Source organism: Melioribacteraceae bacterium 4301-Me, from assembly GCA_041538185.1.
Taxonomy (GTDB): Bacteria; Bacteroidota; Ignavibacteria; order Ignavibacteriales; family Melioribacteraceae; genus Pyranulibacter; species Pyranulibacter aquaticus.
This window is the reverse complement of record JBGORM010000009.1, coordinates 63,321-78,204: the sequence shown is the minus strand read 5'-3', so window position 1 is coordinate 78,204 and position 14,884 is coordinate 63,321. Positions and strand designations below refer to the sequence as shown.

Sequence of the window (14,884 nt, the reverse complement as noted above, 5' to 3'; positions counted from 1 at the left end):
ATTTTATTTTGAAACAGAACGTAAGTACTCAAGCAATTTTCTTGCATCATCTTGTGTTACGTTCTGAAATGTCATTTGTGTTGCATACTGAGCCAGCAGTTTTTTCGCTTCTGGGTGTTTTTGCGTCATCTCTGTTGGGTTTAATATCATGTTCATTACATATTCTGGGGTTCTCCTTCCTACAACTCCTTTCAATGCGGGCCCAACATAACGTTCATCAATTTTATGGCACGACATACATTTAGTTTCAAATATTTTCTCACCGCTTTTTGCCATTACTTCATCTATGCTGTTTCCAATATTAAGTTTACTCTTAATTGGACCAATACCATTTTCGTATTCCCACGCTGTTAAACCAAATTTTTTTGCTTTAGCCTCTAGATCAGAGTTCGAGGAAGTATTGCTGTTACCCGCATTATCACCACATGCTGTTAAAGCTACTACCGTTAGTACAACGATTATTTTAATAGTTTTTTCATTTTCTGTCTCCTTTAGTATTTTGATTATTTTTTTAATTCTATTACTTTGTGAAAAAGAATGTTATTTTCAAGATGGTTATGTTTATGTAAATCTCTTTCAAAATTTTCTCGTTCTTTAATATGTTAATTCCAAAGCATGAGAAGTAACTTTTATAAACCATAAACAGAAGCAAACTGTTTGATGGTATCTACATTATTTTTAGCTGAATTATTTTTTACAATTGGATTCATTATATTTCCAAAGGCCCCTCATTAAACCTTTTTGAATTCTCTGAATATATAATTAATGTAAACAACATTCGTTCTTCTTTAAGCATATATTTATACAACTTATCAGAAAGCCAATTAATAATATTCGCATAACTAGTTGAATTTAATTTTATCATTTTACTGCTCAATTAGGTTAAAATCTTTCCCTTAGTTTATTTTAACCATTTACATGGTAACTAGACTGTTCATAAATTTTATCTAAAGAATAGTTTCTAATCATGAAATTGAAATCATTTATAAACATTCTCCAACCATTGCAAAAAGAACATTTTTCTTTTTCACACACTGATTTAGATTCAAAAACACACTCATTAAAGTTGGTTACGAATCCTAACGCTAAAAAAACTTTTTCAATTTTTATTTCGGACGGGTTAACACACAAATTAAAACCCCCATTTTTCCCTTTTTGTGATTTGAGTATACCATTGCCTGCAAGTTCTTGTAATATCTTTGCTGCAAATTCTTTTGGTATGTTCAATTGATTAGCAATCTTATGAGCTGGTATTGGTCTACTTAATTTATTTTTAGACAGATAAATCACAATTTGCATTCCATATTTTAATCTTTGCGGTAAAAACATCATAATCAGATAAATCATTCTGTATTAACATAATTATTATATGAATGTAAATCAATAAAAAAATAAAGTGGGTCACGATTATCTTATTTTAGTATAATTTTTCTTGAATTTTTTAATATTTTTTAATGTTTTTGCAATTATAGAAATTAACTTGACCATTTTGAATGAAATTAATATAATTGATATCAGAATATAAAATCTTATTTAATTCTATAAATTATGAAAAGAGAATTTATTCGTAATACAGGAAAACCCATACAAGGCTACAGGTTCTTAATTCAACTATCGTTTTTGTTGCTGTGCATTTGGATAGGTATTGAGTTTTATTTGTTCATAAGTTCGTTGAACAAAATAGGTGCTGATTATTTCAACCGCCCAGCAGGTGTTGAAGGCTTTTTACCAATAAGTGCTTTAATGAGCCTTTATTATTTCTTTATGACTGGAGAGATACACCCTGTTCATCCGGCAGGTTTCTTCATTTTTATTGCAATTCTTACTGTGTCGTTCATTTACAGCAAATCGTTTTGCAGTTGGTTGTGCCCGATTGGATTTATTTCGGAAACTATTGGTGACTTTGGTGAAAAAGTAATAAAGAAAATTTTCAAAAGGAAAATCAAATTGCCCAGCTATATTGATTATCCTTTAAGATCTTTAAAATATCTCTTGTTAGGATTTTTTATCTACGCAATTTTCTTTGCTATGAGCGCCAGTGCAGTAAAATTGTTTCTTGATAGCGAGTATAACAAAGCTGCAGATTTAAAAATGTATTATTTTTTTGCTAACATTAGTCAGTTTTCTTTAATAGTTATCAGCTCTTTATTTGTTCTCTCAATATTCATTAGAAATTTTTGGTGTAGATATTTATGTCCATACGGTGCATTACTTGGATTAATTTCATTTTTTAGTCCCACCAAAATAAAAAGAAATCCAGTTAGCTGTATTGACTGTGGTCTTTGTGCTAAAGCTTGTCCTTCATTCATTAAGGTTGACAAGGTCAAAACAGTTATTTCTGATGAGTGTTCTATGTGTCTAAGTTGCATAGATGTATGTCCCGTTAAAGATACTCTCGACGTTAAAGTTAATTTCACCAAGAAAAAAATTTCGAAAAAGGTAGTTGCTTTCGGCGTTGTCGCCATCTACATAGCTATTATTAGCATAGCAATGATTAGCGGCAACTGGAAGAATAAAATATCAAAGGAAGAATACTCAATATTAAATAAGAACATTAATATACTAACCCATCCTACCAGTACTGCAGAAATAAGAAAAATGAACGAACTATCAAGTTCTTCAATAAAGCCAAAGTAATAATTTTATTGTTTGCCGCGTAAATATAGCAGTTAAGTATTCTATAAAAATTACGTATTGACAAACCATATTTTTCTGCGATTGTTCTTGATTCTAAAAGCTAAGCTTCCGAGACAATTAACAAGTTCTATAGAAATTCAACAATGCTGAGCATAATATGTAATCATTTTGGGATTTTAGAATTTTTGTTAATTTATTAAATAGTGTTACTGATTTTTGCAAAAAAATTTTAAGAGGTACAAATGGAGTTCAAGGAAAAAATTAACCTAATAAATAAATTGAATCTAACAAGAAGAAATTTTATTGAAACATCAATCAAAGGAATAGGGGCAATTGCTGCAAGTTCAGCATTAATTACAATTTTAGATTCATGCAGCAATAACGGTTCAAATCCTACTTCCCCTCAAAATAACAGCGGAGGTAATCCTGTTACTTTTGATATTTCTAGTTCACAATACTCAGCCCTTCAAAACATAGGTGGCAGTGTTGCAACCGGTGCTAACGCACTTGACCCACAAGGACTTTTATTATACCGTGAAAGTCAGGCTGTTGTAAAAGCTTACTCGCGTCAATGCACTCATCAGCAATGTACTGTTGGTCCTTTTCAAAATGGAATTTCGACATGCCCATGCCACGGCAGCCAGTACAATACTTCAGGAAGTGTTGTAAGAGGACCTGCACCACAGGCTTTAAAGAGCTACACTACAAAATTAGATGGCAACATTTTAACCGTAAGCTAAGGCAAACATTTTATTCTTCAATAAACGTGTTTGGTGCAAGTTTCTTTTTAAAAAAATTTGCATTCAGCACTAACGAAATTTTATTAGAGCCAACCTTGATAGTAAGTTTTTGGCTATAATTTTTACATACCAAATACACATAAAAAATTCATCATTAGGAATAAAGATAGCCTTACACTTCTACTTTTCATAAATAAGTGCAGCCCATTTTTAAGAATGCTATAAAAAGTTTTAGCGTGAAATTGTATGTAATGCAAATAAAATTTTTCGTTAGAATATAATTGTCTTTCTTTTGCTGCGTTATTATTTTTATGCCACTTTTTAAACAAAAAAACAGCCAGCATGAACATTCAACAATTTAGAAAAGTTTGGCAAGAAGGTTTATCTAATTCAAACTTTCGTTTTCTTTTCATGCTTTCATTTATTGTATTAGCATTTATACTTTACTGGATGGCAAAGTTTTTAGCATACAACGAAACAAGAGCTGGATTTTCATTTAATGATCCTTTTCTCTCACTGTTTCCCGCAATAAAAGTAACATGGGTAACCTTTGGCTTAATTTACTTAGCCTTATTGCTGGCATTAATTTCTTTAAGTTTTCATCCGGATAAATTAATGCTTGCATTACAATCTTACGCTTTAGTAATTCTTTTTCGAATGCTGACAATATATTTTCTTCCTTTAAACCCACCAGCAACTATTATACCTCTTAAAGACCCAGTAGTTGAGTTATTTGGCAATGGGAAAACTTTGTTAAAAGATTTATTTTTTTCGGGGCACACAGCAACAATGTTTATTTTTTTTCTTACTGCACAAAACAAAAAATTAAAAACAATTTTTTTAATCAGTACTGTCTTGGTTGCAGCTTGTGTTTTGATGCAACACGTTCATTATACGATTGATGTAATTGTTGCTCCTTTTGTTACATATACCAGTTATAGAATTGCACTACTAATAGATTGCAAACTTCACAAGTAATATTTGCGAACTGCTATTAGGCTAACAGCCGATTCATCATTTAATAATATAATAGCAATTCAAAAATTCATTAAAAAATGAATTTTGCGAGATAAACTTTAACGCAAGTAAAAGCTCTTTACCTGTTGACTGATTTCATCCCTTGTTCGGGGTATCTAGGTCCTTTTACTGCGCCTTTAGGCATAATTAAATCAATCTTTTCTAAATCTTCTTTAGTTAACTTAACATCGAGTGCTTTTAGATTTTCTTCAAGGTATTTTACTTTTTTTGTACCAACAATTGGCACTATATAATTTTTTTGTGCTATTACCCATGCAATAGCTAATTGGGCTAATGTGCAGTTCTTCTCTTCAGCGATTTCCTCTAATTTTTGAATTAACATTAGATTATGTTTTAAATTTTCTTCTTGAAAACGTGGATGATTTCTTCTATAATCACCCTCAAATAAGTCATCTACTGATTTAATTTTCCCCGTCAAAAAACCTCGACCTAAAGGGCTGTAAGCAACGAAACCAATTTGAAGTTCTTCACAAGTATCAAGAATTTCTCCTTCAGGGTCCCTTGTCCATAATGAATATTCTGTTTGAAGAGCCGTAATTTTATGAACTTTGTTTGCACGCCTGATAGTATTAGGTGAAGCTTCAGATAAACCAAGATACCTAACTTTACCTTCCTTTACCAATTCAGCCATTGCACCAACTGTATCCTCAATTGGAGTATTGGGATCAACGCGATGCTGGTAGTAAAGGTCAATAGTTTCAACGCCAAGTCTTTTCAAACTTGCTTCACAAGCTTGACGAACATATTCGGGTTTGCCATTAATTCCAAGCCATTCTCCATTTTTACCTCTTACATTGCCAAACTTTGTTGCAATTATAACCTTGTCTCTGTAAGGCTTCAAAGCTTTGCCTACTAATTCTTCATTTATAAATGGACCGTACATATCTGCTGTGTCAAAAAAATTTATCCCAAGTTCAATAGCTTTATGTATGGTTCTAATTGATTCTTCATCATTTTGCGGTCCATAAAATTCTGACATGCCCATGCAGCCTAATCCAATTGCAGTGACTTCAAGTCCCTCAGTTCCAAGTTTTCTTTTCTCCATTTTTTAACTCCTTTCTAAAATTTTTTAATAAGATTTTTTACATTGAGAATTATTTTCCCCATGATTTTACTTTATTTAAAAACTCTTTACCAAAGAATCTTACCAATAGATTTATAAAGGTTATACTTATTAATGATATTATTGTATATAACTTGAACATACATCAATTCTGCTTCAGAAAGTGCAGTTTCAGCATCAATTAAATCAAGATTTGTAATTACGCCATTAGCATATTGAATTTCTGCTCTTGAGACTGCTTGTTTAGCCTGTTCAACCTGCAATTGCGTAGTTTTTATTTTAGAACGCACAGCGTTTAAATCAGCAACGGCTTGTTCGACTTCTGTCTTAATAACTCTTTCTAATTGAAGTAATTCAGCCGATGCATACTTTATGTTAGCTTCTGCTTCCTCAATCTTTGCATTTTTTAGATTTCCATTAAATATTGGAACAGAAGCAAAAACACCAGCTGCCCAATTGCCTCTAAGAACATTAAGATTGGGTTCATACCCATTTTTGAACCCGTAATTTGCAGTGATATTTAAAATGGGTACATCGGTAAGAGAAGCAGTTTGTTTCATTAGTATTGCACTTTTTTGGGCGTCTAATGCTAATTTCATTTCGGGTCTTTTTTTAAGTGCTTCACTAATTAATGATGTTGTATCGATATAAGCAGAATCAAGATTTAATTTTCCGTTCAAATTCAATTCTTTATTTGATGGCCAGCCGAATAGATTTCTCAAATATATTTTTGCTTTGTTCAATGCATTCTCCAGGTCGGCTTTTTGATTTTGGGCAGCAGCGAGTCTTACCTTAGTAGTAAGAATATCAAAATCAGTTGCAGTGCCACTTTCAACTTTTTTGCTTGTTACTTCAATGTGCTTAGTTAATGTTTTTATCTGTTCATCTTTTACATCGATGCTTTTTTGCAAAAATAAAATTGTATAGAAAGTTTTAACAGTTTGATAACTCAAATCATTTTTAATAAGGTCAATTTTATCTTCAGCTTTTAATTTATAGGAAGAGGCAAGCTCAATGAGAGCATCTCTTTTTCCAAAATCATAAATTATTTGTGAAGATGTTAAAGTAGCGTTATAATTATTAGCTGGTGCTAATTCAAAACCCATTTCTCCAAATTGTATTTTAGGGATGGGACCAATTCGAGTATAACTCAAATTAGCATGAACATCCGGATAGTTAAAGCTTTTTTGCTGATTTATTCTTGCTTGTGCGGCATTAATTTCTTCTAATGCTTGTTGAATTAATGGTTGATTAGATAGTGTTAGACTTATTGCATCATTTAGTGTTAGTGAATCTTTAGAAATATTTTGTGAAAAAAATTTTCCAACAAGTAAAATGTTCAGAATTAATGCTACTAATAAAGTTTTATACTTCATAATTTATCTCCATAACTGAAGTGTGAAATTAATCTACAGCCTCAATTTTTACGTTTTTCGTCTTTTTATGATATTTCAAAAACAACATTGGAATAAGAATAAACAAAGTAATTATTGCACCTGCGAAGAAATCGTCGGCTATACCCTGAACAAACGCCTGACCAGCTACATTGCTTGCAATCAGAGCTTTAGCCTGTGCCAATGCCTTGCTGCCAGTACTTCCAACTGATTGCTGTACAAAGTATCTAAGACCGTAAAAAACATGCTTAAAAGCAGGTGAATTTTGATCAACCGCCTGACCAAAAATCTGAGTATGATAAATAATTCTTCTCGTAAGAAGTGAACCAAGAATTGCAATACCAAAACTTCCGCCTACCTGCCGAATTGTATTAAACAGACCTGTTGCCTGAGCCATTTTTTCTTTTGGTATATCGTTAATTGCAATTGTACTAAGAGGAATAAACATAAAGCCGAGCCCGAAGCCTCGAATTACAAGCGGCAGTATAATCTCTCCATATTCAGATTGAAGCGATAAATTCTTGTATAAATACATGCTGAAAAAAGTCAAAGTTATACCAATTATTACAGGAATTTTAGGATTTACTTTATCAGATAATTTACCAGCAATAGGCGACATTATAGCCTGTATAATTCCGACGGGGAAGAATACAAGTCCAGCCTGAAGCGCCGTGTAACCCAATGAATTTTGAAGGTAGAGCGGAAGAAGAAATGAATTACCAAAGAAGGCTAATCCAAATATAAACAGCATAATATTTGCCATTCCAAAATTGCGGTTCTTCAATATTCGAAGGTCTATAATGGGATGTCTTATGCTGAGTTCTGTAATTATGAAAATAACAAAACTAACGAATGAAATGGCAAAGCATGTGAGTATGAAATTGGAGGTCCATCCACCGGTGTTCCATGCTGCGTTGCCATCAGAAAGTGCAAGCAGAAGGAAAACGAGAAAAGAACTCATTGAAATAAATCCAAGTATATCAAACGAACGTGTTTCTTCAACTTTATAATCTCTTAAAATTACCAGTGATGCGACAACAGCAAGAATACCCACTGGTACATTCACATCAAAAATTGCATGCCAGCTGAAAGTATCAATTAAATAGCCGCCAATCATTGGTCCTAGCGAAACTGAAGATGCCGATGCAACTCCCCAAAATCCTAAAGCAGTTCCTCTTTTTTCCGGTGGAAATTCCCTTGTAACTATTGCCATTCCGACCGGCATTATAAAGCCGCCTCCAGCACCCTGCAGAACTCTAAAAGCAATAAGTACATTTTCGTTTGCAGAAAGACTGCAAAAGAGTGAACCCGCTGTAAATAGAATCAATCCAAGTATGTAAGTTTTTTTATAACCGAGATGATCTGCAATCCATCCTGATGATGGAAGCACAACAGCAAATATTAAAAGATAAGCAGTCAGAACCCATTCTATTTTATCTACACTAACACCGAAAGCAGCCATCATTTTTGTTAAGCCGACGTTTACAATTGTAGCATCGAGCACTGCCATAAATGTACCCATCATTACATTTGCCAGCACAAACCAGCGGTAAGAAGGATGGCTGTGAAGATTTTTTACACTTCCGTTATTCATGTTCTTAATTCTTTTTGCCATTTATTATTGCTTTCTTATTTTTATTTCGACCGACATACCTGGTAAAAGTTTAAATTTTGGCGGGTCATTTTTTAAGGAAAAACTATCCGGCTGAATCGAAATTTTAATTGGCACGCGCTGTGTAACTTTTGTAAAATTACCCGATGCATTGTTAGGCGGAATAAGAGAAAATTGAGAGGCTGTATAATTACCTATTTCAAATACTTTACCGTAAAATTTCATATCTGGATAAGAATCAACATCTATTTCTACCGTCCCTCCTAATTTTACGTGAGCAAGTTTTGTTTCTTCGAGATTGGCAGTAACCCAGATATTTTTCAAATCGTAAATTGTAAAAATAGGCTGTCCCGGCTGAACAACATCACCCACCAATACCCATCTTTTTGCAACTACACCATCCATTGGAGATGTAATTACTGTGTTACTTAACTGTGTTTCAACTACATCAAGTTTACTTTTAGCTGCAGAAATTCTGGAAAGTTCAATTTCATATTCTGCTTTTGCAGCATCGAGCGCGGCTTTCAAATGGTCGTATTGTTCTTGAGTAATTACTCCGTTTTTATATTGTCCTTCACCGCGGTCAAAATCTTGCTGTGCACGTTTAACATTTACTTCAGCAAGAAGAATACTTTTTTGAGCCAGTTGAAGTTCTGCTTTTGCAGAGGCTTCTTGCGCTTTTAAATCTGTGTCATCCAGTTTAACAAGAATTTGACTTGCTTTCACCGTATCAGCCCCATCAGTACCCAGATAAACAATTCGTCCAAGTATCTTAGAACTAATTGAAACACTGTTCGCATCGATATATGCATCATCAGTTGAAACAAAGTTTTGCATATTCACAAACCAAAAATATCCTGTGATTACTGCAGCAATAAATATCAAAAGCAAAGGAATTATTAGTCTTTTCTTTTTGTAAAGAGGAATCTCCTCAATATTTTCATCGCCGTTTGAATTTACCATAACTTTATTCTTTAGCTTTTCATTTTGTGCCATGAATTAGACCCTTATAATTTTGTTCATAAATTTACTTGTTCTTAATCCCATTAATTATATAGTAAGTTAAAGTTCTCATTTCGCTTTCCAATTCCTTATAAGCATCTTCATTTTTTTGATGTTCATTAAAATGTTTAATTATGCGAAGACGGAGACCTTGTAAAACATGTAAAAATGCATCTGGAAAATTTTTGGGCAGCTCCTTTGTAAATTCACCGGAAGTAATCCCTTCGTCAAAAATTTTTTTTAGCAAAAGCAATTCTTGCTTTCCTAAGTCTTCAAATAATTTTTTAAAGATTGACTTAACATCAAAAATCGAATGAACACTAAGCATTCCAAGATTAACCAAATCTCTAAAATACTTTATTCGCTGAGCGACGTACTCATTCAGCTTTTCTGAAGCTAAAGTATTCTTTTGCAAAATTGCTTCTAAGTTCTTCACAAATTCGTTCTGCTCTTCCAGTATAACTGACTTGAAAAGTTCCTCTTTAGTTGGGAAATAATAATAAAGTGAAGCTTTACCCATTCCAACATCTGATGCTATTTCATCCATTGTAACCTTAGAAAAACCATAATGAGCAAACCGGTTTCTAGCAGCTTCAATTATTGTTTTTTCTTTTAATCTCTCATCTCCCATTTTAAATCTCGACTTTTTTACTTGAACAGTCGAAAATTATAGAAAAAATACTTATCATACAATCTATTTTCCATCAACTTTTATTAATCAAACTTTTCTGAAAATTCTCCCCATAATCTTGTTTCTTGAAATCATTATTGTGAATAAATTAGTTTAATACTCACAATTTTAATTTTTATGTCTTTATTTCTATAGTACTTAATGATAATTTTGCTTCTTATCAAGATATGTCATCTTTTTATTCTTATACTTGCTATTGCTTAAAATATGATTATCAATTGTGGAAAAGCACAATAAGTAACGGGAAAAAAATTTTGTTTTCCTTAAAAAAAAGAGGTATAAAAACAGATTTTAACAGGTATTTATAGGCAAGCTTTTTGATAAATAAAATAAAATTTTTTTCATCTTATACGGAGATACTAAAATGATGGTAATAACAGAAGATTGCATTAATTGCTCTGCTTGCGTTGATGAGTGTGAGCACAATGCAATTTACAATGCAGGTGAGGAGTACACAATAAATGGAGTAACTTACACTCCCCTTTCGCAAGATTATACTTTTATTGTACCTGAACTTTGCGATAATTGTAAATCGTGCGTTGAGGTTTGTGCTACAGATGCAATAATTGAAAAGTAATTCCCCCCTCCATCTCCATTTGCAAAAATGCCCCTTTTTCATTGGGGCATTTTTGTTTTGTATCGATTAATTTATTGTCTCTAAGTAGGGCTTAAGTTTATTTAAGAGATACTGTTTAGGTACAGCTCCAATTACAGAGTCGACTAATTTGCCATTTTTAAATATGCCAAGAGTTGGTATGCTCATGATTCCATAAAGAGACGCAGTTTGAAAATTTTCATCTGTATTTAGCTTAACAACTTTTAATTTACCACTAAAGTCATTTGCAATTTCTTCTACAATTGGAGCAACCATTCTACAAGGTGCACACCACGGCGCCCAAAAATCTACTAATACCGGCAAATCCGATTGTAAAACTTCCTCTTGAAAATTAAAATCTGTTCCTTCAGTTATGTTTTTCATATTTGTCTCCTTTTTACTGGTGTTTGATGCAGTCAAATATGAAAAGATTCTTAATTCAACATTTCTACAACCTGGTCGTGAATTAAACCGCCCGTCGCTATAATACTATTGCCCGTGACAGCATCTTTGCCGTGGTAATCTGTTATTTTACCTCCAGCACCATTTATTATTGGCACTAAAGCTAATAAGTCCCATTTATTCATTATAGGGTCTATCATTATATCGGCATAGCCAGTTGCTACAAGATAGTAGCCATAACAATCACCCCAGTTCCTGTAAATATAAACTTTCTTAATCAGCTCATCGAATTTCTTTTGATTTTGGTACTTGCCAATATTTAAATGGTCTGTAGTAAGCAGAACCGCCTCATTTAAATTCTCGCACTTTCTTACTTTAGTATCAACCTCGTTCAATTTGGCCGAGTAATTATCTCCAATTAAAAATTCATTAAGCACAGGCTGATTAATTACTCCTAATATTGGTTTCTCGTTTTTAAGTAGCGCAATTAAAGTCCCAAATGTAACTGCACCGCAGATAAAGCTTTTAGTGCCGTCAATTGGATCAAGTACCCATTTATACTCAGCATTAGAATTATACTCACCAAATTCTTCACCTAAAATTCCATGCTCGGGAAATTCTTTCATTATCAATTCGCGCAGCACTTCTTCAGCTTTTTTATCTGCAATTGTAACAGGTGAAAAGTCTACTTTTTTTTCTACAGAAACTTTTGTACGGAAATAACTTTTAATTACCTTACCGCTTTCATTTGCAAGTACTTTACAAAATTTTTTTATATCGTTTAACGTCTCCATAGCATTAACTCCGTAAAATGAAATATGTTATTAAATTACATTTACGTTTCAAACTTATTATATTCGAAAGCCAAATTCGATAGTTGTTATGAATATAGTCAATGCAACCAAGACAAATATTTCACTTGCTGCCAAAATAATAAAGAGCGGAGGGTTAGTAGCTTTTCCTACTGAAACTGTTTACGGTCTTGGTGCAGACGGGCTTAACCCAATAGCGGTTGCAAAAATATTCGAAGTTAAAAAACGCCCTCAGTTTAATCCACTCATTTTACACATATCAGACTTAAAAATGCTTTATAAAATTACAAACTACAACAGCAAATTAATTGATAGATTAATAAAAGAATTTTGGCCTGGTCCATTAACTTTAGTTTTGCCAAAGAAAGACATTGTACCCAACATTGTAACCGCAGGAAATCCAACAGTTGCAATTAGGATGCCTGACCATAAAGTTGCACTTGAGTTAATAAAAAAAAGTGGCGTTCCTATTGCCGCTCCAAGTGCCAACGTATTTAGTAAATTGAGTCCTACCACAGCCCAGCATGTTGAAAACCAGTTAGGTGAAAAGGTTAATTTAATTTTAGATGGCGGTAAGTGCAGAGTTGGTGTTGAATCAACAATAATAAAAATTGACAATAAAGGGGTTGAATTACTACGACCAGGCGGGATACCAATTGAAGAGATTGAAATTTATACCGGTAAATTGAAAAGAAGAACTACTTCTAATAAACCTGCAGCGCCAGGACAGCTTCCATACCACTATGCACCGTCTATTCCAATCGCCTTTCTCAGCAGAAACTCAATTTTTAAAAACAAAAAAAAGAAAGTCGGTGCTATTTTTTTTAGTGAAAAAAAAATTAATTATGAATTCGCATCAGTAAAAATACTTTCCGAAAAAAAGGATTTGAGAGAAGCTGCAGCTAATTTATTCCAATATCTACACGAACTTGAAAATCAAAAATTAGACATCATTTTAGTTGAGAAAGTCCAGGAAAAAGGACTTGGCCTTGCAATTATGGACCGCTTAAAAAAAGCTATTAGAAAATATAAATAAATAAAAAAGAACTGACCTTTCTTTTACATTTAATATGATAATTTTTATTACTGCCGATTGTAGTTCAAATGGCAAAACTTCATCTTGAAAACCATGTTAAATTTTTTATAGAATTTTAATTTGTAAATATTATTTTTACAAGGTTGAGATTAGACTTTTATGTTTATGCTCAACACAGAGGGCGCTAAAAAATTATAAACATAAAAAATGTTATCCAAAGAATTTGACAATATCGAAACATTAAAACAAATATTTGAGAATATTGATGAAAGCATAATCATAGCAAACCAAAACGATGAAATAGCATACGTTAATAAATCTTTCTGCAAAACATATCTGTATGAACTAAACGAAATTGTAGGTAAAAACATAAAAGTATTACATTCAGATAATCAGCCTTCCGAAGCACAAACTCCAACAGATAATCAACAAAACAGCATACCGACAGATAGAAAATTTATCAACAAGAAAAAAAATGGGTCTGAATTTTTTGTTGAGTATAAATCGTTTCCCATAAAAAATAAATCGGAAACAGCTACAGTTTATATAATCAAAGACATTTCAAGTGATACTAAAACTGAAGAATCTATAAAATCCATCCAAGATAAATACAGAAATCTTTTTATTGAACTTAAAGATGCAATTTACGAAAGCACACCAGACGGAAAACTTTTAGAGCTAAATCCTTCCGGTTACGAACTGTTAGGTATTGACCCAAACTACCCCCTTGCTAAAATAGATATTGCTAATGAACTTTATGTTCACAAAGAGGATCGTGAACGTTTCAAGCAAAAACTTGAGCGCGACGGCTATGTAAAAAATTATGAAATTAACATTAAGAAAAAAAACGGTGAAATAGTAACAGTACTTGAAACTGCAATGGCTGTGAAAGACCAGAACGGCAAAATTATTTCTTATAGAGGAATTTTAAGAGATATTACAGATGCTAAAAAGTCTGAAATGCAACTCAAAAATTTAATTAACAAGTTAGCAGCTGTAAATGAACAACTAAAAGAATCAGAACAAGAATTAAAAAATTCTAATGCTTCAAAAGATAAATTCTTTTCAATTATTGCTCACGATTTACGAAGTCCTTTCAGTTCAATTCTCAGCTTTTCCGAGTTCCTCACAGAAGATATAGAAGAATTAAGTAAAGAAGAGATAGTTTCCTTTGCTAATAAAATTCACGAGGCAGCAAAAAATGTTTTTAATCTACTGGAAAATTTATTGCAGTGGTCGCGTATTCAATCGGGCAAAATTCAATTTGAACCAATAAATTTTAATATGTCTCATAAAGCCGAAGAAGTTATTCGTCTAATGCAGAACAATGCTGATAGCAAAAACATTTCTATTATAAATGATATATCAAACGATTCTATTGTTTTTGCCGATGAAGATATGATTTTTTCTGTTTTGCAAAATCTTTTGTCCAACGCTATAAAATTCACAAGACCAGGAGGAACAGTAAGGTTAACTTCTGAAGTTAAAGAGAAAACAATTGAATTTTCTATAATCGATAACGGCGTTGGTATAAAAGAAGATGACATTGGAAAACTTTTTAGGTTGGATGTAAATCATTCAACTTATGGTACAAACGATGAGAAAGGAAGTGGACTTGGTTTAATTTTGTGCAAAGAAATGATAGAGAAAAACAAAGGTAAAATTTGGGTCAAAAGCTTAGTAAATTCAGGAACTACATTTACATTCTCTTTGCCGCGCAGCTAACTTGAAGTCTTATAAGCCAATAATTACTCTTATGCATATTAAAAATTAAGTCTGCAAAGCTTCGGTAAAAAATTTTACTTAATCCACTGCTGTCCAAAATAATTTTGAAATCAAATCCCGAAGGGATGAATTACCAA

15 protein-coding genes are annotated in these 14,884 nt (G+C 32.5%); 6 read left to right on the top strand and 9 right to left on the bottom strand.

Annotation, left to right across the window (positions count from 1 at the left end; genetic code table 11):
• Nucleotides 1–3: 3 nt before the first annotated feature.
• Together ABRY23_13150 and ABRY23_13145 are read right to left on the bottom strand one after the other, a co-directional pair.
• The gene (locus ABRY23_13150; GenBank protein MFA3784001.1) at nt 4–276 is read right to left on the bottom strand and encodes a cytochrome c family protein; all 273 of its coding nucleotides are present in this window, start codon (nt 274–276) and stop codon (nt 4–6) included.
• Between the two features lie 630 nt (nt 277–906).
• The gene (locus ABRY23_13145) at nt 907–1,347 is read right to left on the bottom strand and encodes an Rrf2 family transcriptional regulator (protein MFA3784000.1); all 441 of its coding nucleotides are present in this window, start codon (nt 1,345–1,347) and stop codon (nt 907–909) included.
• 201 nt (nt 1,348–1,548) lie between these two features.
• Here ABRY23_13145 and ABRY23_13140 point away from each other — a divergent pair, with 201 nt between their 5' ends.
• From ABRY23_13140 to ABRY23_13130, 3 genes are all read left to right on the top strand, one after another.
• Nucleotides 1,549–2,637 carry a 4Fe-4S binding protein gene (locus tag ABRY23_13140; protein ID MFA3783999.1) on the top strand — a complete coding sequence of 363 codons (1,089 nt, stop codon included), beginning with the start codon at nt 1,549–1,551 and terminating at the stop codon, nt 2,635–2,637.
• Between the two features lie 242 nt (nt 2,638–2,879).
• Entirely contained in the window at nt 2,880–3,377 is a 498-nt protein-coding gene (locus ABRY23_13135; protein MFA3783998.1) for a ubiquinol-cytochrome c reductase iron-sulfur subunit, read from the top strand.
• 342 nt (nt 3,378–3,719) lie between these two features.
• The gene (locus ABRY23_13130; GenBank protein ID MFA3783997.1) at nt 3,720–4,355 is read left to right on the top strand and encodes a phosphatase PAP2-related protein; all 636 of its coding nucleotides are present in this window, start codon (nt 3,720–3,722) and stop codon (nt 4,353–4,355) included.
• Between the two features lie 118 nt (nt 4,356–4,473).
• On the opposite strand, the gene ABRY23_13125 is transcribed toward ABRY23_13130, so the two are convergent.
• The 5 genes from ABRY23_13125 to ABRY23_13105 form a co-directional block, all read right to left on the bottom strand.
• The gene (locus tag ABRY23_13125) at nt 4,474–5,460 is read right to left on the bottom strand and encodes an aldo/keto reductase (GenBank protein MFA3783996.1); all 987 of its coding nucleotides are present in this window, start codon (nt 5,458–5,460) and stop codon (nt 4,474–4,476) included.
• An 86-nt stretch (nt 5,461–5,546) separates the two neighbouring features.
• Complete coding sequence (locus tag ABRY23_13120) at nt 5,547–6,854, bottom strand: TolC family protein (protein ID MFA3783995.1); 1,308 nt, start codon at nt 6,852–6,854, stop codon at nt 5,547–5,549.
• Between the two features lie 28 nt (nt 6,855–6,882).
• Nucleotides 6,883–8,487 (bottom strand): DHA2 family efflux MFS transporter permease subunit, encoded by a 1,605-nt coding sequence (locus ABRY23_13115; protein ID MFA3783994.1) that lies wholly within the window; start codon nt 8,485–8,487, stop codon nt 6,883–6,885.
• Nucleotides 8,488–8,490: 3 nt separating this feature from the next.
• Entirely contained in the window at nt 8,491–9,480 is a 990-nt protein-coding gene (locus tag ABRY23_13110) for an HlyD family secretion protein (GenBank protein MFA3783993.1), read from the bottom strand.
• A 31-nt stretch (nt 9,481–9,511) separates the two neighbouring features.
• Nucleotides 9,512–10,117, bottom strand: coding sequence for a TetR/AcrR family transcriptional regulator (locus tag ABRY23_13105; GenBank protein ID MFA3783992.1), 606 nt, complete (start codon nt 10,115–10,117; stop codon nt 9,512–9,514).
• A gap of 424 nt (nt 10,118–10,541) precedes the next feature.
• Here ABRY23_13105 and ABRY23_13100 point away from each other — a divergent pair, with 424 nt between their 5' ends.
• Entirely contained in the window at nt 10,542–10,754 is a 213-nt protein-coding gene (locus tag ABRY23_13100; GenBank protein MFA3783991.1) for a 4Fe-4S binding protein, read from the top strand.
• A gap of 66 nt (nt 10,755–10,820) precedes the next feature.
• Here ABRY23_13100 and trxA read toward each other — a convergent pair whose 3' ends face one another.
• Nucleotides 10,821–11,156, bottom strand: coding sequence for a thioredoxin (trxA, locus tag ABRY23_13095; GenBank protein ID MFA3783990.1), 336 nt, complete (start codon nt 11,154–11,156; stop codon nt 10,821–10,823).
• A 50-nt stretch (nt 11,157–11,206) separates the two neighbouring features.
• Nucleotides 11,207–11,968, bottom strand: coding sequence for a histidinol-phosphatase (gene hisN, locus ABRY23_13090; GenBank protein ID MFA3783989.1), 762 nt, complete (start codon nt 11,966–11,968; stop codon nt 11,207–11,209).
• An 88-nt stretch (nt 11,969–12,056) separates the two neighbouring features.
• Here hisN and ABRY23_13085 point away from each other — a divergent pair, with 88 nt between their 5' ends.
• Together ABRY23_13085 and ABRY23_13080 are read left to right on the top strand one after the other, a co-directional pair.
• Nucleotides 12,057–13,022, top strand: coding sequence for an L-threonylcarbamoyladenylate synthase (locus ABRY23_13085; protein ID MFA3783988.1), 966 nt, complete (start codon nt 12,057–12,059; stop codon nt 13,020–13,022).
• A 207-nt stretch (nt 13,023–13,229) separates the two neighbouring features.
• Nucleotides 13,230–14,747, top strand: coding sequence for a PAS domain S-box protein (locus ABRY23_13080; GenBank protein ID MFA3783987.1), 1,518 nt, complete (start codon nt 13,230–13,232; stop codon nt 14,745–14,747).
• The last annotated feature ends 137 nt before the right edge of the window (nt 14,748–14,884 follow it).

Excerpts from the sequence above, each read along its gene's own strand:
- ABRY23_13150 (MFA3784001.1), bottom strand. The coding sequence starts at position 276 with ATGGCAAAAAGCGGTGAGAAAATATTTGAAACTAAATGTATGTCGTGC.
- ABRY23_13110 (MFA3783993.1), bottom strand. The coding sequence starts at position 9,480 with ATGGCACAAAATGAAAAGCTAAAGAATAAAGTTATGGTAAATTCAAAC.
- trxA (MFA3783990.1), bottom strand. The coding sequence starts at position 11,156 with ATGAAAAACATAACTGAAGGAACAGATTTTAATTTTCAAGAGGAAGTT.
- ABRY23_13115 (MFA3783994.1), bottom strand. The coding sequence starts at position 8,487 with ATGGCAAAAAGAATTAAGAACATGAATAACGGAAGTGTAAAAAATCTT.
- ABRY23_13145 (MFA3784000.1), bottom strand. The coding sequence starts at position 1,347 with ATGATTTATCTGATTATGATGTTTTTACCGCAAAGATTAAAATATGGA.
- ABRY23_13140 (MFA3783999.1), top strand. The coding sequence starts at position 1,549 with ATGAAAAGAGAATTTATTCGTAATACAGGAAAACCCATACAAGGCTAC.
- hisN (MFA3783989.1), bottom strand. The coding sequence starts at position 11,968 with ATGGAGACGTTAAACGATATAAAAAAATTTTGTAAAGTACTTGCAAAT.
- ABRY23_13130 (MFA3783997.1), top strand. The coding sequence starts at position 3,720 with ATGAACATTCAACAATTTAGAAAAGTTTGGCAAGAAGGTTTATCTAAT.
- ABRY23_13105 (MFA3783992.1), bottom strand. The coding sequence starts at position 10,117 with ATGGGAGATGAGAGATTAAAAGAAAAAACAATAATTGAAGCTGCTAGA.
- ABRY23_13085 (MFA3783988.1), top strand. The coding sequence starts at position 12,057 with ATGAATATAGTCAATGCAACCAAGACAAATATTTCACTTGCTGCCAAA.
- ABRY23_13125 (MFA3783996.1), bottom strand. The coding sequence starts at position 5,460 with ATGGAGAAAAGAAAACTTGGAACTGAGGGACTTGAAGTCACTGCAATT.
- ABRY23_13120 (MFA3783995.1), bottom strand. The coding sequence starts at position 6,854 with ATGAAGTATAAAACTTTATTAGTAGCATTAATTCTGAACATTTTACTT.
- ABRY23_13080 (MFA3783987.1), top strand. The coding sequence starts at position 13,230 with ATGTTATCCAAAGAATTTGACAATATCGAAACATTAAAACAAATATTT.
- ABRY23_13100 (MFA3783991.1), top strand. The coding sequence starts at position 10,542 with ATGATGGTAATAACAGAAGATTGCATTAATTGCTCTGCTTGCGTTGAT.
- ABRY23_13135 (MFA3783998.1), top strand. The coding sequence starts at position 2,880 with ATGGAGTTCAAGGAAAAAATTAACCTAATAAATAAATTGAATCTAACA.